Annotated in this window: 18 protein-coding genes; 5 read left to right on the top strand and 13 right to left on the bottom strand. The window is 69.8% G+C overall.

Annotated elements, in window-relative coordinates; all coding sequences use genetic code 11:
* Positions 1–2: 2 nt before the first annotated feature.
* Both LL946_RS02480 and LL946_RS02475 read left to right on the top strand, forming a co-directional pair.
* Positions 3–1,283, top strand: coding sequence for a lipopolysaccharide biosynthesis protein (locus LL946_RS02480; protein WP_404384445.1), 1,281 nt, complete (start codon positions 3–5; stop codon positions 1,281–1,283).
* Positions 1,283–2,665, top strand: coding sequence for a putative glycoside hydrolase (locus tag LL946_RS02475; RefSeq protein ID WP_404384443.1), 1,383 nt, complete (start codon positions 1,283–1,285; stop codon positions 2,663–2,665). The genes LL946_RS02480 and LL946_RS02475 overlap by 1 nt, the downstream gene beginning before the upstream one ends.
* Here the strand turns inward: LL946_RS02475 and LL946_RS02470 are convergent.
* From LL946_RS02470 to LL946_RS02420, 11 genes are read right to left on the bottom strand one after another with little or no spacing between them, the layout of a single operon-like run.
* The gene (locus tag LL946_RS02470) at positions 2,588–3,988 is read right to left on the bottom strand and encodes a hypothetical protein (RefSeq protein ID WP_404384441.1); all 1,401 of its coding nucleotides are present in this window, start codon (positions 3,986–3,988) and stop codon (positions 2,588–2,590) included. The genes LL946_RS02475 and LL946_RS02470 overlap by 78 nt on opposite strands.
* Positions 3,985–5,118, bottom strand: a complete 1,134-nt coding sequence (locus LL946_RS02465; RefSeq protein ID WP_404384439.1) for a glycosyltransferase — start codon at positions 5,116–5,118, stop codon at positions 3,985–3,987. Before LL946_RS02465 ends, LL946_RS02470 begins: the two co-directional genes overlap by 4 nt.
* The gene (locus LL946_RS02460; RefSeq protein WP_404384437.1) at positions 5,118–5,681 is read right to left on the bottom strand and encodes a CatB-related O-acetyltransferase; all 564 of its coding nucleotides are present in this window, start codon (positions 5,679–5,681) and stop codon (positions 5,118–5,120) included. The genes LL946_RS02465 and LL946_RS02460 overlap by 1 nt, the downstream gene beginning before the upstream one ends.
* Positions 5,678–6,805 (bottom strand): non-hydrolyzing UDP-N-acetylglucosamine 2-epimerase, encoded by a 1,128-nt coding sequence (gene wecB, locus LL946_RS02455; RefSeq protein ID WP_404384435.1) that lies wholly within the window; start codon positions 6,803–6,805, stop codon positions 5,678–5,680. The genes LL946_RS02460 and wecB overlap by 4 nt, the downstream gene beginning before the upstream one ends.
* Positions 6,802–7,908: an NAD-dependent epimerase/dehydratase family protein gene (locus LL946_RS02450; protein WP_404384433.1), complete on the bottom strand. Its 1,107-nt coding sequence runs from the start codon at positions 7,906–7,908 to the stop codon at positions 6,802–6,804. The genes wecB and LL946_RS02450 overlap by 4 nt, the downstream gene beginning before the upstream one ends.
* Positions 7,905–8,933 (bottom strand): polysaccharide biosynthesis protein, encoded by a 1,029-nt coding sequence (locus LL946_RS02445; protein WP_404384431.1) that lies wholly within the window; start codon positions 8,931–8,933, stop codon positions 7,905–7,907. Before LL946_RS02445 ends, LL946_RS02450 begins: the two co-directional genes overlap by 4 nt.
* On the bottom strand, positions 8,930–10,150 hold the full coding sequence (locus LL946_RS02440) for a glycosyltransferase family 4 protein (protein ID WP_404384429.1): 1,221 nt from the start codon (positions 10,148–10,150) through the stop codon (positions 8,930–8,932). Before LL946_RS02440 ends, LL946_RS02445 begins: the two co-directional genes overlap by 4 nt.
* Positions 10,147–10,773 carry an acetyltransferase gene (locus tag LL946_RS02435; RefSeq protein ID WP_404384427.1) on the bottom strand — a complete coding sequence of 209 codons (627 nt, stop codon included), beginning with the start codon at positions 10,771–10,773 and terminating at the stop codon, positions 10,147–10,149. The genes LL946_RS02440 and LL946_RS02435 overlap by 4 nt, the downstream gene beginning before the upstream one ends.
* Positions 10,770–11,393 carry a sugar transferase gene (locus tag LL946_RS02430; protein ID WP_404384425.1) on the bottom strand — a complete coding sequence of 208 codons (624 nt, stop codon included), beginning with the start codon at positions 11,391–11,393 and terminating at the stop codon, positions 10,770–10,772. Before LL946_RS02430 ends, LL946_RS02435 begins: the two co-directional genes overlap by 4 nt.
* Positions 11,390–12,538 carry a DegT/DnrJ/EryC1/StrS family aminotransferase gene (locus tag LL946_RS02425; RefSeq protein ID WP_404384423.1) on the bottom strand — a complete coding sequence of 383 codons (1,149 nt, stop codon included), beginning with the start codon at positions 12,536–12,538 and terminating at the stop codon, positions 11,390–11,392. Before LL946_RS02425 ends, LL946_RS02430 begins: the two co-directional genes overlap by 4 nt.
* On the bottom strand, positions 12,535–14,346 hold the full coding sequence (locus tag LL946_RS02420) for a polysaccharide biosynthesis protein (RefSeq protein WP_404384421.1): 1,812 nt from the start codon (positions 14,344–14,346) through the stop codon (positions 12,535–12,537). Before LL946_RS02420 ends, LL946_RS02425 begins: the two co-directional genes overlap by 4 nt.
* Positions 14,347–14,519: 173 nt before the next feature.
* On the opposite strand from LL946_RS02420, the gene LL946_RS02415 reads away from it, so the two are divergent.
* Positions 14,520–15,950 (top strand): polysaccharide biosynthesis tyrosine autokinase, encoded by a 1,431-nt coding sequence (locus LL946_RS02415; protein WP_404386765.1) that lies wholly within the window; start codon positions 14,520–14,522, stop codon positions 15,948–15,950.
* A gap of 56 nt (positions 15,951–16,006) precedes the next feature.
* Here LL946_RS02415 and LL946_RS02410 read toward each other — a convergent pair whose 3' ends face one another.
* Positions 16,007–16,591, bottom strand: a complete 585-nt coding sequence (locus LL946_RS02410) for a low molecular weight phosphatase family protein (RefSeq protein ID WP_404384419.1) — start codon at positions 16,589–16,591, stop codon at positions 16,007–16,009.
* A gap of 146 nt (positions 16,592–16,737) precedes the next feature.
* Here LL946_RS02410 and LL946_RS02405 point away from each other — a divergent pair, with 146 nt between their 5' ends.
* Positions 16,738–17,553: an exodeoxyribonuclease III gene (locus LL946_RS02405; RefSeq protein WP_404384417.1), complete on the top strand. Its 816-nt coding sequence runs from the start codon at positions 16,738–16,740 to the stop codon at positions 17,551–17,553.
* Positions 17,554–17,602: 49 nt separating this feature from the next.
* Here the strand turns inward: LL946_RS02405 and galK are convergent, their stop codons facing one another.
* Complete coding sequence (gene galK, locus LL946_RS02400) at positions 17,603–18,757, bottom strand: galactokinase (protein WP_404384415.1); 1,155 nt, start codon at positions 18,755–18,757, stop codon at positions 17,603–17,605.
* Between the two features lie 32 nt (positions 18,758–18,789).
* Between galK and trpS the strand changes: the two genes are divergently transcribed.
* Positions 18,790–19,824, top strand: coding sequence for a tryptophan--tRNA ligase (gene trpS, locus LL946_RS02395; protein ID WP_404384413.1), 1,035 nt, complete (start codon positions 18,790–18,792; stop codon positions 19,822–19,824).

Genomic DNA, 19,824 nt, shown 5'->3' with positions numbered 1-19,824 from the left:
GTATGCGCCCACTGTCGTCCGCCCGCAAGGGGTTCCTCGCCATCGCCGGAGCCAGCGGGGCGGCCCAGCTGGTGGGACTGGCCGGTATGCCGGTCATCAGCCGACTGTTCTCACCCGAGGAGTTCGGGCCGTTCGCGGTGGTCAACGCGGCGGTCCTGCCTGCGGCGGCGCTGGCGTCCCTGCGTCTCGAGCTGGCGATCCCCCTGCCGGACGAGGGGCAAGCGCGAGCCCTGGTGTCGCTGGGCCTGCGTGCCAGTGCGTGGTTCGGTCTCGTGGGGACCGTCATCGCCGGCCTCGTGGTCACGGGCGCAGGGGCGTGGACCGATGACGGGTGGTGGTCCCTGCTGCCCTGGGTTCCCGTCGTCGCGGGTCTCATGGGTGCATTCGCTGTGCTGAACCAGTACGCGGTGCGGCACCGCGCCTACGGGGCGATCGGTCGCCGGAACGTCCTCATGGCGGTGGCGGTCGTATCGCTCCAGGTGACGGCGGGGCTACTCGATGCCGGCCCTCACGGCCTTGCCGCCGGGCTCGCTGGCGGCCAGCTCGTCGGAGTGCTCTCCCTGCGGCACAGCCTGCGTGGACAGCTTCGAGCGGTCTCGGCGCCGACCAGGGCCGAGCGAGCGGCGACGCTGGGGAGCCATCGCACCTATCCGCTTCTCATGGCGCCTGCCGGTGTCGTCAATGTCCTTGGTCTCACGGCCCCGTTGCTCCTCGTAGCGGCGATCTTCGGCCAGACCGTGTCGGGCTGGCTCGGGATGACGCAACGGGTGCTGACGCTCCCTGTGGCACTGCTCGGCCTGGCGCTCGCGCAGGTCTACCTCGGCGAGTTCTCCGCTGCCAGAAGAGAAGGCGGACGCGACCTCGAACGACTGTTCCTGCGCACCTCGATGCGCCTCGGGCTGGCGGCGCTCGCGATGGTGCTGGTCGTCGGATTGGCGTCCCCCATCGCCTTCCCCCTGGTGCTCGGGGAACAGTGGGAGCGAAGCGGCACCTACGGAGTCGCCCTGGCGGCAGCCATGGGCGTGCAGATGGTGGCGTCGCCGTTGTCCCAGACGGTCATCGTCATGGGTTACCCCGCCTTGCAGGCGATGTGGGACGTTCTTCGACTCGTCGCGTGCGGCGGTGCCGTGCTCGTCAGCCACCGACTGGGTCTGGAGGATGTCGCCACGGTGGGTGTGCTCGGCGGGACCATGTGCCTGACCTACGTCCTCTCCTGGCTGCTGTCGTTCTGGGCGGTGCGCTCGGGCCCGCGTGCACGGGATGTCACGAGCGAGTCGACGTGATGCCCGGACCTGCCGCTTCCCGTGGACGTGACCGCAGCTGGGTGGGTCTCATGGTGTGCGGGCTCCTGGTGGTGGTCACTGCGGTCCTCGTCATGGTCCGACTCGACGACCCGGCGCCCAAGCCCCCACGCGCCTCGCCCTCGGAGGCGCCGCGCGCCTCGCCCTCGGAGGTGTCTCGCGCCGGCACGGGGAGGTTCGTCGACACCTGGGACGGGATCCACCTCGGGCTCACACTCGGGTCGACCGTGCTCGACCCGAGTGTCGAGCAGCCGCGGACCGGCCGCAAGGTGGGCTACGTCTGGTCCGCACCGCAACCCCACCCCGTGCCATCGAGGACACTGGACGAGGCTCATCTGGGCCACTACCTCGCGGCAACGTGGAACGACGTTGCCGGCACCGACGAGCCGGGGCACTCGCTGCGGTGGTTCCAGCAGAACCGCCCGGACTGGGTCGCCTACCGCTGCGAGAACGGACGAGCCACCACCACACCGGCCTGGTACGGCTACGGGACGGGCCGGCAGTGGAACCGAGTGCCCCTCGACTGGTCCAACCCCGAGGTGCAGACGTACCTCATCGAGCACGCCAAGGCCCAGCTCGCTAAGGGCTATGACGGGATCTCGCTCGACAACGTGCTGTTCACGAACTTCCAGGGGGTCTGTGGCACCTACCAGTGGGTGGATGCCGGCGGGAAGAGGTCGCTCGCGTGGCGCTCCCTGGGCTACCCGGCCACGAACACCTCCAACCCGAAGCTCGTCGCCGATCTGCGCGCGTTCCTCGCCAGGCTCAGCCGCGAGCTCCGCACGGCGTACCCCGACCGCACCCTCATGGCGAACACCTCGGCGCTCATCGCCGGCCTGCCGGTCCAGAACTATGCGCCGTACTTCGACGGTGTCCTCGACGAGATCGGGTTCATGGGGCAGCGGCAGGAACGAGTCACCGATGACGCCTGGCTCACGCAGGTGAGGCAGGCCGAGGCGCTGAGCTCGATGGGCAAGGCCTACGTCGCGGTGGCGTACGCCAACGGTGGTGGAGCAGTCGTGACAGGTGCTGCGCGCGAGAGCGTCGTGAGCTGGGCGTTGTCCAACTACCTGTTGGTCAAGGGGCGCCACAGCTTCACCTACGTGCACCGTCTCGCCCCGGGCTTCGTCGACCTTCCCGAGTACGACGTTCCCATCGGGCACCCCACCGGTCCGCGCACGACCCGAGGCGGCACCCACCAACGGCGCTACTCGGGCGGGCTCGTCATCGTGAACCCGTCCTCGACGTCGTCCGCCGAGGTGGTCCTCCACGAACCCATGACCGACTCAGCGGGTCGGGTGCTGAGCGTGGCGAGGCTCGAGCCGGCGTCGGGGGTGGTGCTTCTTGACCGCAGCGGTCGTTGACGCACGCACCTCCTCCGGCTCGGAGCGTGGCCACAGCATGAACGCGAGGATCAGCCCGCCGAAGCCACCGGTGAGCACGCTGGTGAAAGCACTGTTGTTGGCCAGTCCGAGGGCCGCGACCAGGCAGGCCGGAGCCGTGATCGACAGAGGGATCCCTCGTGCGGACGCGTTGAGGAACGTGAGGACGACCAGGAGGAACGCGGCCTCGATTCCCACTCCGAGCAGGCCCAGGTTCGCGTAGCCGTCCCCGAACAGGTTGACGTTCGCCTGGGAGTCGACGCCCTGGAAGAGGCGACCCACCAGATAGCCCGGGGTGAGCTCGTAGGGGGACTCGAGGAAGGGGCCGAGGAAGCTGTGTGCCCACTGGTACTTCGGCCGGCCCTCGAAGACCTGGAAGAAGGCGGAGGTGAGGACTCCGGGACCGGCCATGAGCCGGTTGATGAAGATCGTCACGAAGAAGCGGCCGCCGGCCAGGTGGTCGAGAAGCAGCGACACGACCATGGAGCCGGCGATGGCCGAGGTCAGGGCGACGCTGGTCAGACGACCCCGGGTCCGGTCGAGGTACCACGCCAGGGCGATGACGAAGACCGGCGAGAGGACGGTCAGCTTGTAGCCCGTGACCGAGTAGATGAGCACCTGTCCGAGGACTCCGGCGGCGAGGACGACGTAGCGGCGGCGCACGACGCCGAGAGCCATGAAGATCGGGTTGAGCGCGGCAGTCTGGAGCTGGACGGCATACCCGAGGAAGGGGATGCTCACCAACGCGGCCTTGTAGCTCTCACGGACGTCCTGCACGGCATCGAGGGCGACGACCTCGAAGGAGGCGCCGGCCTGGACGACGAGCAACCCGGTGAACAGGATGGTGAAGCCCGCGGCGACGAGGCTGAGCAGCATGGGGGGAACGTCAACCCGCAGCGTGAAGACCGGCATCGCTCGACCGGACAGCCAGATCATGAGGAGGAAGATCCCGGTGATCCACCACGACATCCACAGCGCGCGGCTCGGAGTCAGGATGTCGGCGTACTGTGCGATGAGGATCGAGGGCGCCACGGCGATGAGGTAGAACGTCCAGAGGATGAAGTCCGGGACGCTGGTGAGGGTGGCCGGCAGGGCGACGGCGAGAACCACGGTGAGCACGATCGAGATGACCGTCGCCTTGGGATCGGGTTCACGATAGGTCTGCCCGAGGTAGGAGAACACCGGGGCGATGAGGTTCTGGTAGGCGTCGTGCAGCAGCCACGCGTAGACCACCATGACGGCGGCCGCGCCGGCACGCCGCCGCAGTGAGCGAGTCGTCGCGAGGTGCGTGCCCGCCGAGCTCACGCGCGCACCATTCGCTGCCGCAGCCGGCCGAAGATGGGCGCCCAGGCATACCGCGCCGTGAAGGCGCTTCGGGCGCGTTCCCCCATGGCGGACCTGGCAGCGGGATCCGCCGCCATGAGCTGCATCGCGTCGGCGACACTGTCCGGGTCCTCGAAGTCGGCGGTCCTGCCCACACCCTCCTCGAGGACGATGTCGCGCATGAGCGGCGCGTACTCGGGGACGATGACCGGGATCCCCAGCGCGAGGTACTCGAAGAACCTGTTGGGCAGGCTCCCCGCGCCGAGGACTCGGTCGTAGGCGATGAGTCCGGCGTCGACGGCGCCCATGACCGCGGGCATCGCGCGGTGGGCCAGCCCGGGCACGAGAACGAGGGCGCCATCGACGTCGGGCTCGCGGCTTCGTGCAGCGAACGACGGGTCGTAGGGCGGGGCGTCGACGGCACCGTTCGACGGGAACATGACCACTCGAGCGTCCACCCCGCGGCGGCGGACCTCTGCGAGACCGTCGACGACGACGCCGGTCCCGTTGCCCGCCAAGGCCTTGCCGTGGAAGAACGTCACGGCGCCATCCCCGACGTCGGACGTCACGTCGACACGGGTGAACCAGCTCGGCGGGGTGTTGAAGGTGACGAAACCCTTGTCGTTGCCCACCGCGTAGGCGTCGAGGATCGCTTGGTTCACTGACGTCACGAGGTCGCAGCGCCGGGCGACCCCGGCTATCGCTGCACGGATCGCACGCTCGCTCGCACCTCTGACCGCTCTCGGAACAGACTGTGCGAGATGGCCCTTGTGGTACTCCTCGTGGATGTCGAAGAGCACTCGCGTCCCCGGAACGGTGAGCGCGAGGGCAGCGGCGTCGGGGTCCGGTGTGTAGACCCAGTCCACGTCCTCCAGCTCGGCAAGCGCCGAACGCAACGAGCGCATGGCGAGGACCCGGCCCTTCCAGCCGGGAGGGGACGCGAGCAGCCTGTGCTCGACGCGTGGGTCCCGTGACGCCGCGGACTCGAAGAAGGCGCGATCAGGTCCGATCCAGGTGACGCGGTCGCCGGCATCCAGGAACGAGTCGACGAACTTGCTCTTGACCCGGACGTCGTCCCACGGGTGGGCCGTCGTGAAGATGCAGACATGCATCAGCCCTGCTCCTGTCCCTGAGGAGGAGCGAACGTGGGGCGGATGACTCCGCGCGAGAGGGCCTTCTCGTGTGCGGCTCTTTCCGTTTCAGTGAACCTGTCGCGGATCCGGCGTGCCGGCACGCCAGCCCAGACCTCGTATGCCGGGACGTCCTTCGTGACGACCGATCCGGCTCCCACCACGGCGCCTTCGCCGATGGTGACTCCGCGGCTGATGATGGCGCCGTACCCGATCCACACGTCGCGGCCGATGACCGTGGGGAGCTGTTCGGGGCGCTGGGTGAACTGCATCGGAGTGCATGGCACGTCGGTGCGGTGGTCCCCACCCACGACGGCGACGCGTGGGGCGAGGAGGGTGTAGGCGCCGAGGTGCACCATCGGAGCCAGGTAGCACTCGGGCCCGACGTACGCGTACTCGTCGGCGTGCAGGTCCTTGCTCACCCGAGCACTTCGGTGGACCGACGCGGTCGGGTGGACGTCGCCCAGCCCCTTGGAGAGGGCAACGGTGCGACCGCGCGCCCGGCGAAGGGTCTGGTAGAGGCGTCCGGTCCGGTCGAGGCTCATCGCCGTATCCCTGCCCACGTGTGGTGTCTGTGGGCGGTCGAGAGGATGAAGTTGACCGTGCGCTCGCTCGTGTTGTCGATGAGGTAGTCCTCGGGCGTGAGGTGGCCCACGCCGTCGCGCCCTCGAGGCGCGGCCATGGCAGCCCGCACCCCTGCGACGACGTCGCCCGCATGGAGTCCGGTCATGATGATGCCACCGGTGTCCAACGCCTCAGGCCGCTCGATCGAGTCCCGCAGCGTCACGGCCGGGAAGCCGAGCAGCGTGGACTCCTCGGCGATGGTCCCGGAGTCCGAGAGGCAGCAGGCAGCCGAGAGCTGGAGCTTGTTGTAGTCGTGGAAGCCGAGCGGGTCGCTGAAGGTGATCCCCTCGGGCTCGGTCCAGTCCGGCAGTGCCTCGAGCCGCTTGCGCGTGCGCGGGTGGGTCGACACGAACACGGGCAGCCCGAACGCGGCGTGCACGGCGGTGAGGCAGTCGATGAGCTCGCGGAGGCGCTCGGGGGAGTCGACGTTCTCCTCGCGGTGCGCGCTCACGAGGAAGTAGCCACCCTCGGTGAGCTCGAACCGGTCGAGCACGTCCGAGGCGAGGATCTCGTCGCGGTAGGCATCGAGGACCTCGCGCATCGGCGACCCGGTCTTGATGATGCGGCGTGGGTGGAGGCCCTCGGCGAGCAGGTTGCGCCGGCCGTGCTCGGTGTAGACGAGGTTGAAGTCGGCGACGTGGTCGACGAGGCGACGGTTGGTCTCCTCGGGGACGTTCTCGTCGAAGCAGCGGTTGCCCGCCTCCATGTGGTAGGTCGGGATGCGCAGGCGCTTGGCCATGACCGCGGCGATGCAGGAGTTCGTGTCCCCGAGGACGAGGACGGCGTCGGGGCGCTCCTCGAGCATGACGTTCTCGGCCGCGATGAGCGTGCCGCCCAGCACCGCGCCCAGGCTCGACGTGTCGACCCCGAGCATGTGGTCCGGTTTGCGGATGCCGAGGTCGCTGAAGAAGACCTCGTTGAGGGCGTAGTCGTAGTTCTGGCCGGTGTGCACGAGCACGTGGTCGACGGTCTCGTCGAGCCGGTGGATGACCCGCGAGAGGCGGATGAGCTCGGGTCGGGTCCCGACGATCGTCATGACCTTCATGCGGATGCTCCCTGCGGACGGACGGGCTCGGGGTAGGTGTCGGGGTCCTCCGGTCGGTGCAGCTCGTGCGACCAGAACTGGGTGACCAGCGTGTCACTGCCGGTGTTGGTGATGTTGTGAACCCAGCCGACGGGCATGTCGATGGCGCACGGCTGCGCACCGGAGACGGCGAAGTCGACCACCTCGTCGGTGAACATCTTGCGCAGCGAGATCCGCGCCTCGCCGGCGATGACGGCGAACCTCTCGACCTTGCGGAGGTGGAAGTGCTCGCCGCGCGTGACGCCGGGGACCGTGGTCGAGAACGAGGCCTGGCCCTCGCCGCCGCGGACCCGGATAGTCTCGACGAAGGTGCCGCGCGGATCGGTGTGCGGTTTGAGCGCGATCGGGTAGTGCTCGGGAAAGAGCGCCGCGCGGTAGGTGTTGAACAGGTCCACCCGGAACGCCGTCGACAGGTCGGGGATCTCGCCGGTGTCGTAGGAGGCCTTGAACTCACGGAGCAGATCGAGGACGCCCTGCACGGTGGCCGGGGTGCTCGGCGGGTCGATGCGACGGGCGTCTCCCGTGAGGCCGTCGATGAGCGCGGCGGCGGCCCCCTGGGCGTGCAGGAGTCCGACCTCGCTGTCGTTCACTGTGGGCGCCGAACCGTCACGGACGGCATGGACGAAGTTCGCGACGAACGAGTTGTATGCCGGCCGGCCGTGCTCGCCGAAGAGGTTGGGCAGCCGCACGTCGACCAGGGAGCCCCCGGTCGCCTCCGCGGCCTCCGCGAGGATCTCGCGGGCCCGGCCCTTGCCGAGCCCGTATGCCGTGCCGTTGCCGTCGTGTATCGAGTTGGCGTAGACGACACGTGTGGGATGGGAGGTGGCAGCGACTGCCTCGGCGAGGCCACGGGCGAGGTCCTCGTTGCCCTGTCGCACGGTCTCGTCGTCGGCCCGGTTGACGCCGGCGATGTGCATCACGGCGTCAGCGTCGGAGACCGCCTCGGTCAGGCCGGCCCACGAGTCGCGGTCGACGGGCAGGACCTCGTGGTCGGTGAGGGCCCGAAGGCGCAGCCGGGTGTGCCAGCCGAGGAAACCGCCAGAGCCGGTGACGACGACCTTCACGCCGGCGACCCGCCGATGAGCTCCCGGATCTCCGGAAGGGTCCGGAGCAGATCGCAGGTCTGCTCGACGGACATCCGCTCGGCGTTGTTGGAGTCGTAGTCGGTGACCTCGGAAACGCTCGTCTCGCCCTCCTCGACGAAGAGCTCGTACTCGAGAGAGCGCGCGTCCAGCGGGACCCGGAAGTAGTCGCCCTGGTCCTCCGACTTGAGCAGCTCCTCTCGGGTCAGCAAGGTCTCGAACATCTTCTCGCCGTGCCGCATGCCGATGCGTCGGACCTCGGGGTCGCCGTGCCCGAGCACGATGGAGACGGCCCGCGCCAAGGTCTCGACGGTGGAGGCGGGTGCCTTCTTGACGAACAGGTCACCGCTCTCGGCATTGAGGAACGCGTGCTCGACGAGGTCCACCGACTCCTGCAGAGACATGAGGTAGCGCGTCATCGTCGGCTCGGTGACCGTGAGTGGCTTGCCCTCGCGCAGCTGGCGCACGAAGAGAGGGATGACCGACCCCCGTGAGTACATGACGTTGCCGTAGCGCGTGATCGAGACGGTGGTAGGGGAGGCAGGGTGGTTGCGCGCGAAGGCTTGAGCGGTTTTCTCCATGAGCGCCTTGGACATGCCCATGGCGTTGACGGGGTAGACGGCCTTGTCGGTGCTGAGGCACACCACGGACTTCACGCCGGCGCGGTGCGAGGCCTCGATGACGTTGCGACTGCCCGTGACGTTGGTCTTGACCGCCTGGTCGGGGAAGAACTCGCACGACGGGACCTGCTTGAGAGCCGCTGCGTGGAACACGAAGTCCGCTCCGACGACCGAGCTCTCCACGCTGGAGTAGTCCCGCACGTCGCCGACGAAGAACTTCACCCGTGAGTCGCCGAGCCGCTGGCGCATCTCGTCCTGCTTCGCCTCGTCACGGCTGAGGATGTTGATCCTGTCGACCCCCCGCTCGAGGAGGGAGTGAACCATGGTCGAGCCGAAGGACCCGGTCCCTCCCGTGATCGTCACGAAGGCCCCGGCCATCAAGCTCATTGCTGTCCTTTCGTCGCGGCCTCGAGGACCATGCTCTCCAGTCGTGAGATGCCCACGTCAGGAGCGAAGATGTTCTCGTAGTGGCGCCGGGCGGCGGCACCGGTGCGCTCCCAGGTCTCCGGAGAGGTTGCGAGCGACCGTATGCCGCGTGCCACCTCGCCGTGGTCACCGGGCGGCACGGCAACGCCGGCTCCTGCGGTGGTGACGACATCGGCGACGTCGCCGGCTCCGTGGACCAGGATCGGCTTGCCTGCGGCCATCGACGACTGCACCTTGCTCGGCATCGTGGCGCGCAGAAGCGGGGAGTCCTGCAACGACACGACGAGCACGTCGGCGGCGCCGAGATGCTTCGGGACGACATCCGAGGGGACGCTGTCGCGCACGTGGACATTGCCCGCAGGGGCGCTGTCGGCCGCATCGCTCAGCTCGTCCTTCTCGACGCCGTCACCCATGAGGACCAGCTGCGCCTCGGGTACGTCGCCGAAGGCCCTGACGAGCGGAAGCAGACCTTGCAGCTTGCCGAGGTTGCCGGCATACAGGAAGAGAGGTCCGTCGGGGAGGCCCAGCGCACGCCGCTCGCTCGTGTCCTCGACCTCGGTGTCGGTGCTCCAGTTGGGCACCCAGCGGATCTTGTCGGCAGGGACTCCTCGCTCGACGAGGATGTCCTCCATGCTCGGGGAGATGACGCCGATGCGGCTGGCGAGGCGGTAGGACGCGTTCGTGAAGACGTGGAGAGCGCGCTCCATGACCTTGAGCGCGGGACCGTGCACGAAGTCGCTCCCGGTGACGCTGTCGGGCCACAGGTCCTGCAGGTGCAGGCAGATTGGTGCCCGGCGACCACGACGTGCCAGGAGTGCCGGGATCGCCGCGGTCGCGGGGGAGGAGTAGACGAGCCAGACGTCCGGCCGGGGAACCCGCAGGCTGGCCGTCATGGTCGCGGAGGCGGCGAAGCTCAGGTAGTTGCCCATGCGGTGCACGGCGCTCTTGTCATGGCTGGCGTAGAGCGGGCTGCGGTGCACGGTGACGCCCGGCGCGTAGTCCTCGCGGAGGTAGGCCTGCTGCTTCCACCCGTCCATGAGACGGCCCGTGGGGTAGTTGGGGAAGCCGGTGACGACGTCCACCTCGTGACCCCGCTCAGCCAGACCGGTCGCGATCCCGGCAGCGACGTGGGTGCCCGGCTCCGGAGGGAACCACTGGGTGATGAATCCGATCCTCATCGGGCCGGCACCCCCTTGACGACGACGTCCGCGGGGACGTCGCGCACGACGACCGCGCCCGCGCCGACGGTGCTGCCGCGCCCAACCGTGAGCCCTTGGAGGACCACCGCGCCTGCACCGACGTAGGCACCCTCACCGATCGTCACACCGCCCGAGATGCACGCCGCCGGGTTGAGCCGGGCGTGCCCGCCGACCCGGGTGTCGTGGCCGATGGTCGCGTTCTGGTCGATGTGGACGTGGGCACCCAGGACCACGTCGGCACTGACCCGCGCGCCCGGCGCGACGATCACGCCGGGTTCGAGGACCGCCGACGCGGCGACCGTCGAGTCAGGGTGGACGAGCACCGCGAACGCGACTCCGCGCTCGCCGAGCACGTGGGCGATCTCTGCCCGGGCCGTCGGGTCGCCGATGGCGATGACGCAGGTGTCGCCGGCCTCGGGACTCCACGCGCGCACCTCTCCGAGATGGGCGGCGCCGTGTCCGGCCATGAGACGCAGAGCGTCCTCGGTCGGCGCGTCGTCGACGAAGGCGAGGGCGAGGCCGGGGTTCACCCGTGCCGCGATCTCGGCCGTCTCACGGGCGAAGCCGCCGGCACCGACGATGACCAGTCGTGTCGCGCTCATGCGTGTCCGTCCTTGATCTCCTCGGTGCCCTTGAACTCGGGCATCGTGACGTCTCCCTCTGCGGCGATGCCGTCGCGGCGCAGGACGGCGGCCACGGTGCGGCCGATGATCGCCAGGTCACCGCGCATCGTGTGCGTGTCGACGTACTCGACGTCCAGGGCCAGCCTCTGCTCCCAGCTCACGGCATTGCGTCCGGACACCTGGGCCAGTCCGGTCAGCCCGGGACGCACCTCGTGCCGGCGGGCCTGTTCGGGGGAGTAGCGGTCGAGGTAGCGCACGAGCAGCGGTCGGGGGCCGACCAGCGACATGTCGCCGCGCACGATGTTCCAGAGCGTGGGCAGCTCGTCGAGACTGGTCGACCGGAGGAACGCGCCGAACGGGGTGAGCCGGTCGGCGTCGGACACCAGGCCATTGGCGGGGTCAGGCTCGAGCATGGTGCGGAACTTGCGCATGACGAAGATGCGGCCGTCGAGACCGGGCCGTTCCTGCCGGAAGAGGACAGGCGACCCCAGCTTGCGGCGCACCGCGGCGGCGACCACCACCTGCACGGGCAGCGAGAGCACGAGGACGGGCGCGGTCACGACGAGGTCGAAGACACGTTTGCGGTCGATCCGGGTCATGACGCGAGCAGGATCCGTCGGGTCTCCGCGATCACTCTGTCGATCTGCTCGTCGTCGAGCTCCGAACCGGAGGGAAGGGTCACCCCGGTCGAGAAAAGGCGCTCGCTGACCCCGGTGAGCGCGGCGCGTCGGTCGGCGTGGACGGGTTGGAGGTGCATCGGCTTCCAGAGGTGTCGGGCCTCGATACCCGCTGCGTCGAGACCGGCCATGAGCGCGGTGGGGTCCACGTGGAGACGGCTCGGGTCGAGCGTGATGCAGGTGAGCCAGTGGTTGTCGTCGACCTCGGCAGAGTCGTCGCCATCGGGCCCGCGACCCAGGAAGCCGAGGCCCTCGAGGTCGGCGAACCCGGCGGTGTAGCGGCGTCGGATCTCGCGCCGGCGGGCGATCATCGCGTCGAGACGCTCGAGCTGGCCGATGCCCAGTGCCGCGAGGATGTTGGACATCCGGTAGTTGTAGCCGACCTCGGTGTGCTCATACCACGCCGCGGGCTGCCGGGCCTGGGTCGAGAGGTAGCGGGCGCGGTCGAGCAGCTCCACGTCGTCGCTGAGCAGCATCCCGCCGCCGGAGGTGGTCATGATCTTGTTGCCGTTGAACGACAGTGCCGCCGCCCGACCGAACGAGCCCGCGGGCCGGTCGCCGTGGCGGGCACCCAGTGCCTCTGCCGCATCCTCGACGAGCGGGACCCCGAGCTGCTCCAGACGGTCCCCGAGAGCGGTGTAGTCGCAGCACCGGCCGAACAGGTCGACCGTCATGACGGCGGCCACCGTGAGGCCCTGGGCCAGCAGCGTCTCGACGGTGTCGACGAGCAGGTCGATGTCGACGTTGGCGTCGGCGCCCGAGTCGACGAAGACCGGCTCGGCGCCGGTGTAGGCGACGGCGTTGGCCGACGCAGCGAAGGTCATCGAGGGCAGGACGACGACCGTGTCGGGACCGGCGCCCAGCTCGAGCAGCGCCAGGTGGAGTGCCGCAGTGCCGGACGACAGCGCCAGCGCGCCGACGACGCCACAGCGCTGGGCGAGCTCGTGCTCGAACCGGTCGACCATCGGGCCGAGCGGTGCCACCCAGCCGGAGCGCAGGGCCTCGAGGACGTACTTCTCCTCGACGTCGGTGACGTGGGCACGTGAGAGGTGGATGCGCTGGTTCATGGCTGCAGCACCTCCTGGACCGAGTGCGTCAGCATCCATCGACGGGCGAGCTCGGGGTCGGCGACGTCGGCGTCGGCGACCTGCTCGACGCTCATCGCCGGCACCTCGACCTTGTTGATGAGGGAGTGCCCGGCCGAGGTGACCTGCTCGCCCGGGGTGAAGAGCTCCTCGGACATCTTCTCGCCGGGTCGCAGCCCGGTGAAGACGATGTCGACGTCGGGCTTCCCGGCCAGGTCGATCAAGGTGTGCGCGACGTCGAGGATCTTCACGGGCTGGCCCATGTCGAGCACCATGACGTCACCGTTGGCGCCGATTGCCGCAGCCTGAAGGACGAGCTGGCTCGCTTCGGGGATGAGCATGAAGAACCGTTCGACGTCCGGGTGCGTGATCGTCACGGGCCCACCTTGCTCTATCTGGGCCGTGAACGCGGTGATGACCGAGCCGCGTGACCCCAGGACGTTGCCGAACCGGACGCTGACGTAGGTGCCGCGGTGGTGCTCGGCGTAGTCGGCGGTCAGCCGCTCGGCGAGCCGCTTGCTGTAGCCGAGGACGCACGTGGGGTTGGCAGCCTTGTCCGTGGAGATGTTGACGAACGTCTCGACGTCGGCCGCATCGGCGGCGGCGAGGACGTTGGCGGTGCCCAGCACGTTGGTCTGCCACGCCTCGAGCGGGAACTGCTCGAGCAGGGTGAGGTGCTTGAGGGCCGCCGCGTGGAAGACGACCTCGGGGCGCTCGCGCTCGAAGACGCGTCGGAGGGCCTCGGGGTCGCGGATGTCGCACAGGGCGAGGGTGCCGTCATCGAGCAGCGCTCGGCCGGTGAGGCTCATCTGGGTGCCGTGCAGCGCGGACTCGTCGCGGTCGAGCAGGACGAGCTTGGCCGGGCCGAACTTCGCGATCTGGCGGGCGAGCTCGGAGCCGATCGACCCACCGGCGCCCGTGACGAGGACTCGCTTGCCGGTGATGGACGCGGAGATCGTCGTCGCGTCCATCGTGATCCGCTGGCGCCCCAGCAGGTCCTCGAGGTTGAGCTGGCGCAGGTCCGAGCCGCTGGCGGGCCCGAGGAGACGACCCACGGGAGGGAGGACGAGGAGCTGCATCTGGTGCTGGCGGGCGAGGTCGCGGATCTCACGGAGCCGGTCCGCTGGGATTGACGGCATGGCGACGACCAGGGTGCGGGCGCCCGTGCTCTCGACGACGTCGGTGAGCTTGGTGATGTCGCCGCTGACCCGCAGGCCCTCCACCGGCATCCGGCGCTTGCGCGGGTCGTCGTCGAGCACGGCCATGGGGACGAAGCGCCCGCTGGTCGACGTGTCACGCGTCAGCGCACGCAGGAGCTGGCGGCCACCCTCGCCGGCGCCGTACACGACGACCGGGATGTCCCGCTCGCCCAGGCTCGGCCGCCCCCAACGGTAGGAGCGGACGATGAAGCGCAGTGCGAACATGCCCACCAGTGCGAAGACAGGAACCACGAGCGGCAGGCTGCGCGGTACGGGGAACCAGTCGGTGAGCACGCGGAGTGCCACGAGCAGCACACCGACGATGAGGACTCCTCGGGCGACCTGCGCCGTCTCCTCGAAGGAGCCACGGCGGTGGTCCAGCCAGAGCACGTCGAGCACCAGGCTGACGATGAGCTGCGCGACGGCCGCGACTGCGCCGAAGGTGAGGATCGTGGGGTCCAGCGCCGACTCCGCCTCGAGGTCGAACCTCAGCCACGCCGCGGCAAGCGCCGCACCGAAGACGATGAGCGCATCCACGAGGGCCCACCCCGCTTGGACGGCGACCTCTCGGCGTTTGAGGACGGACAGCACGAGATCAGGGTCGCTTTCGCGTGGGTGGGGGAGGTGTAGGCGCGCCGACGGAACGATAGGTCGATCGGGCTCCCCTCAGCACTCGTCAAGACTAGTCCATCGAGGGCCGGTAGGGTTGACGCGGCCGGAACGCCCCGGTCGCACCGACCTAAGGAACGCCTGCTTTGGACCTCATGGCCTACGTCCAGATCCTGAGGCGTCGCTGGCGCATCTTCGCTGGTGTCACGCTCGCCGTTGTGGCGGCGGCGGCCGCCCTGACCCTCTTGGCGACGCCTCAGTACACCGCGAGCACGCAGTTCTTCGTCTCCACGGCCGACTCTGCGAACAGCAGCCAGCTCGCGCAGGGCGGCACCTTCACGCAGCAACGCGTCAAGTCCTACAGCCAGCTGCTCAAGGCCCCGAAGCTGCTCGACCCGGTGGCTGCCAAGGCCGGTCTCGACGACGCGGTCGGTGCTCTCGGCGGCAAGATCTCGGCGACGACGCCTCCGGACACGGTCCTCCTGGACGTCACGGTGACGGACGCGAACCCCACCCAGGCCCGCGACATCGCGCAGGCCATCGCCGAGGTCTTCCCCACCGTGGTCGCCGACCTCGAGCGGGTCAGCCCTGACGCGGACAGCCCCGTCAAGGTGACCGTCCTGCGTGAGCCCACCGTGCCGACGGCGCCCATCAGCCCACGACCGTCGCGCAACCTCGCGCTGGGCCTCGTGGTCGGACTCCTGCTCGGCTTCGGTGCGGCGGTCCTCAAGCAGCTCCTCGACACCAAGCTCCGGACCAAGGAGGACGTCGAGGCGATGACCGAGGCCGTCGTCCTCGGCGGCATCCCCTACGACGCGGACGCCGAGAAGCACCCGCTCATCATCCAGGCGGATCCTCTGGCCGGTCGTGCCGAGGCGTTCCGCGCTCTTCGCACCAACCTTCAGTTCGTCGACGCCGCGAACCACCCGCGGGTCATCGTCGTCACCTCGTCGATCGCCGGCGAGGGCAAGTCGAGCACCACCGCCAACCTCGCCCTGGCGATGGCAGAGTCCGGCGCCAGCGTGTGCGTCGTCGAGGGCGACCTGCGCCGTCCGCGGCTGCTCGCCTACCTCGGTCTCGAGGGCTCGGTCGGTCTGACCGACGTCCTCATCGGCCGCTACGAGCTCGACGACGTGCTGCAGCCCTTCGGCGCCCACTCGCTGACCGTTCTCGGCGCCGGCGCGACGCCCCCGAACCCGAGTGAGCTGCTCGGCTCGACGTCGATGCGCAACACGCTCGACGAGCTCCGCCGTCGCTTCGACTACGTCCTCATCGACGGAGCGCCCGTCCTGCCGGTCACAGACTCGACGGTCCTCACGCGCCTGGCTGACGGCGCGATCATCGTCGCCGGCAGCGGTGTCGTGAACAAGGACCAGTTCGAGCACGCGCTCGACACCTTCGAGACGGTCAACGGCACGGTGCTGGGCGTCGTGCTCAACCGCATCCCCCGGCAGACCCGTGGTGGCTACTACGACTACCGCTACGAGTACCAGCCGGAGGGCGTCCCCAGCCGCACCGCCAAGGGTGGGCGGCGGCGCCGAGCCGACGACACGACGCGTCCTCGCCGCGACCTCGTCGGCAGCTGACCCGCCGTGGGCCGCCGGCGTGACCTGCGGTCAGCTGCGGGCGGGTCGACCCGCGGTCAGCCGCGTAGGGCCCCGACGATGACGGGCAGCGAGCCGGCGATCTCGTCGACCATCTGGTCGAAGACCGCGGGCTCTCGCCGGAAGGGGTCGACGATCCCGGACTCTGCGGGCAGGCGAGGAGCGACGATCCCGCGCTTCGTGATGGCCGCGGCAGCCACCTTGGCCACCCGGTTCCTCCCGGGAGCCGCATCGATGTCCTGCTCGGTGACGGCCGAGAGCAGGTCGCCGAGGTCGTGCAGGGCGAAGGAGTAGCGCAGGGCCCGTGGGTGCAGGGGCACGACCGCCGAGAGGTGCTCACGGGTGGCGCCGATGACGAGGTCGGCAGCAGCGACGATCTCGCGGGTCACCTGCCGCGCCGCGAAGCCGTCTGCGTCGACTCCCGCCGATCGCAGCCGGCTGACGGAGTCAGGGTCGATCGGGGCACCGACGAGCGCGCCCGTGCCGGCACTCGCAACAGCGATCCCGGTGCCGACGAGCTCGTGCGCGAGGACTCGCTCGATGTAGGGGGAGCGGCACACGTTGCCGGTGCACACGACCAGGATGCGGCCGTTGGGGGCGTCGAGGTCGCTGTCGGCTGGCATGCGTTCACCCTATGTGCGACCCCGCCATGACGCGAACCACCGTCCGACGCCTGGCCTCCTGACCTGCGGGTTCACCGCGACTCCACCTGCTGGCCGCCCGGGGGCCGCCGTGGCGTGTCGGGAAGTCGGCCGGTTAGCGTGGGCCGGTGCGTCTCATCTCGGCCAACGTCAACGGAATCCGCGCCGCAGCTCGCCGTGGTGGTCTCGACTGGCTCCGCGTGCAGCACGCCGACGTCATCACGCTGCAGGAGGTCCGGGCCAGCGACGAGCAGCTCGGCAAGGTCCTCGCGGACGGCGGCCTCGGCGACTGGCACGTGAGCTCGGCGCCGGGGCGCACCAAGGGCCACGCTGGTGTCGCCGTGCTCACGAGGCAGGCTCCGCTGCGTGTCAGCAGCGACATCGGACCGGTCGAGTTCAGCGACGCGGGACGGTGGGTCGAGGTCGACGTGCGCGGTCCCGACGGGCCGGTCACGGTCATCTCGACCTACGTCCACACCGGCGAGGCGGGCACCCCGAGGCAGGACGAGAAGATGCGCTTCCTCGAGGCGGTCGGCTCACGCCTCGCGGCCCTCGCGGAGGACGACGGGTATGCCGTCCTCACCGGTGACCTCAACATCTGCCACGGCGCTGACGACCTCAAGAACTGGAAGGGCAACGTCGGCAAGTCGGGGTTCCTCCCCGAGGAGCAGGCCCACCTCGACCGGTGGGTCGCCGACGAGGTCTGGGTCGACGTCCACCGCGCCCTCCACGGTCCCGGTCCTGGCCCCTACACGTGGTGGTCCTGGCGCGGCAAGGCCTTCGACAACGACGCGGGCTGGCGGATCGACTACCAGTTCGCGAGCGCGCCCCTCGCCAGACTGGCGACGCGTGCGGAGGTCGGCCGCGCGGCGGCATACGCGGAGCGCTGGAGCGACCACGCACCGCTCACGGTCGACTACGACCTCACCTTGGTGCGCGACTGATTGCGAGTTCCGTTCTCGCTCGCTGCCCTCGCGCGACCGGAACTCGCAATCAGTCGCGGGCGGCGGGGCCAGCCGCGGTGACGGCGAACGAGACGGGGGCCGTGAGGCGGGCTTCGGCGAAGGCCGCCTCGATGGCCGTGGAGACCCGCTCGACGTCCCCGGCGCGGACGAGCGAGATCGCCGACCCGCCGAACCCGCCGCCGGTCATCCGCGCCCCGAACGCCCCTTGGGCCATGGCCGTGTCGACGACGAGGTCGAGCTCGGTGCACGAGACCTCGTAGTCGTCGCGCAAAGACTCGTGCGAGGCGACGAAGAGCCGCCCCACCTCGTCGAGGTCGCCTTCACCGAGGGCGTCGACGACCGCGTCGACCCGCTGGATCTCGGTGACGACGTGGCGGGTGCGACGTCGCAGCTCCTCGTCGGGGAGCGCGTCGAGCGTCTCGTCGAGCGGGCGGTCGACGACCTCGCGCAGCGTCTCGACGCCGAGCAGGTCGGCGGCCTTCTCGCAGGCGTCGCGACGAGCGCCGTACTGCCCATCGGCAAGCGCATGGCTGGCCCGGGTGTCGGTCACGAGGAGGACGGCATCGTGCGCCTCGAGGTCGAACGGGACCTGGGACGACGAGCCGTCACGGCAGTCGAGCCGGAGCGCGTGCGCGGGCGTGCAGTGCATCGCGGCTGCCTGGTCCATGCCTCCGGTCGGCGCGCCGGCGATGTCGTTCTCGGCTCGCTGGCAGGCGGCGGCGAGCGCCGAGCGCCCCTCTGTCGACTCGAGCAGACCCAGCCCGAAGAGCTCCGAGGCCGCCGCGGCGACGGAGCACTCGAGCGCCGCGGAGCTCGAGAGCCCCGCCCCGAGGGGCACCTGGCCGTCGACGAGCACGTCGAGGCCGCGGACGGCATACCCGTTCTCCCGCAAGGCCCACAGGACACCCGCGACGTATGCCGGCCAGCCCTCGGGCGTGCCGGCTGCCACCTCGTCGATGCGCACCTCGACCGAGGAGTCCTCCTGGAGCGAGGAGATCCGCAGGAGGTCGTCGTCGCGCGCACCGGCGGCGCAGCGGGTGCGGTGGGGGAGTGCGATCGGGAGCGCGAGACCGCCGTTGTAGTCGGTGTGCTCGCCGATGAGGTTGACCCGTCCCGGAGCCGACCACACGCCGTCCGGGGCGTGGCCGTAGAGGTCGGCGAAGGTCTCCGGGAGGCGCGGCACGGGTGCGAGTCTAGGTGCGGTCACCTGACACAATGACGCGCATGTCCGCACCCGACACCCCTCAGGCGGCGCCCCGGATCCTCTCCGGGATGCAGCCCACCAGTGACTCCCTCCACCTCGGCAACTACCTCGGGGCACTGGTCAACTGGGTCAAGCTGCAGGACGACTTCGACGCCTACTACTTCGTCGCCGACCTCCATGCCCTCACCGTCCCGACCGATCCCGAGGTGCTGCGCGACCGCACCCGCAAGACGGCCGCCCAGTTCATCGCCGGGGGAGTCGACCCCGAGCGCTCGGCGGTGTTCTGCCAGAGCCACATCACCGAGCACGCCGAGCTCGGCTGGGTCATGAACTGCCTCACGGCCTTCGGCGAGGCGAGCCGCATGACGCAGTTCAAGGACAAGACCGCCAAGGGCCAGAACGCCAACGTCGGCCTCTTCACGTACCCGATGCTCATGGCGGCCGACATCCTCATGTACGACGCGGCCTACGTCCCGGTGGGCGAGGACCAGCGCCAGCACCTCGAGATCACGCGGGACCTCGCCGAGCGGTTCAACACGCGTTTCGGTGAGGGCCTCGTCGTGCCCGAGCCCTACATCGTCAAGGGCGCGGCGAAGATCCAGGACCTGCAGGAGCCGACCGCCAAGATGAGCAAGACGGGCTCGTCGCCCAAGGGGCTCATCGACCTCATGCAGGACCCGGCCAAGATCGCGAAGAACATCCGCTCCGCCGTGACCGACACCGACGGCGAGATCCGCTACGACGTCGAGGCCAAGCCCGGCGTCTCCAACCTCCTCGTCATCCACTCGATCCTGTCCGGCACACCGGTTCCCGATCTCGAGCAGGCGTTCTCCGGGCGGGGGTACGGCGACCTCAAGAAGGAGGTCGCCGACGTGGTCGTCTCGGCCGTCGAGCCGTTCCAGGCCCGGATGAACGAGCTGCTCGACGACCCCGCCGAGCTCGACCGGATCCTCGCCGCCGGGGCCGACCGGGCCCGTGTCGTGGCCAGGGCGACGATGGAGCGAGTCCGGGAGCGCGTCGGCCTCCTGCCGTCCGCCGCCCGATAG

The sequence above is a fragment of the Knoellia locipacati genome, from assembly GCF_044791685.1.
Taxonomy (GTDB): domain Bacteria; phylum Actinomycetota; class Actinomycetes; order Actinomycetales; family Dermatophilaceae; genus Knoellia; species Knoellia locipacati_A.
This window is presented reverse-complemented; position numbering and strand designations above follow the sequence as displayed.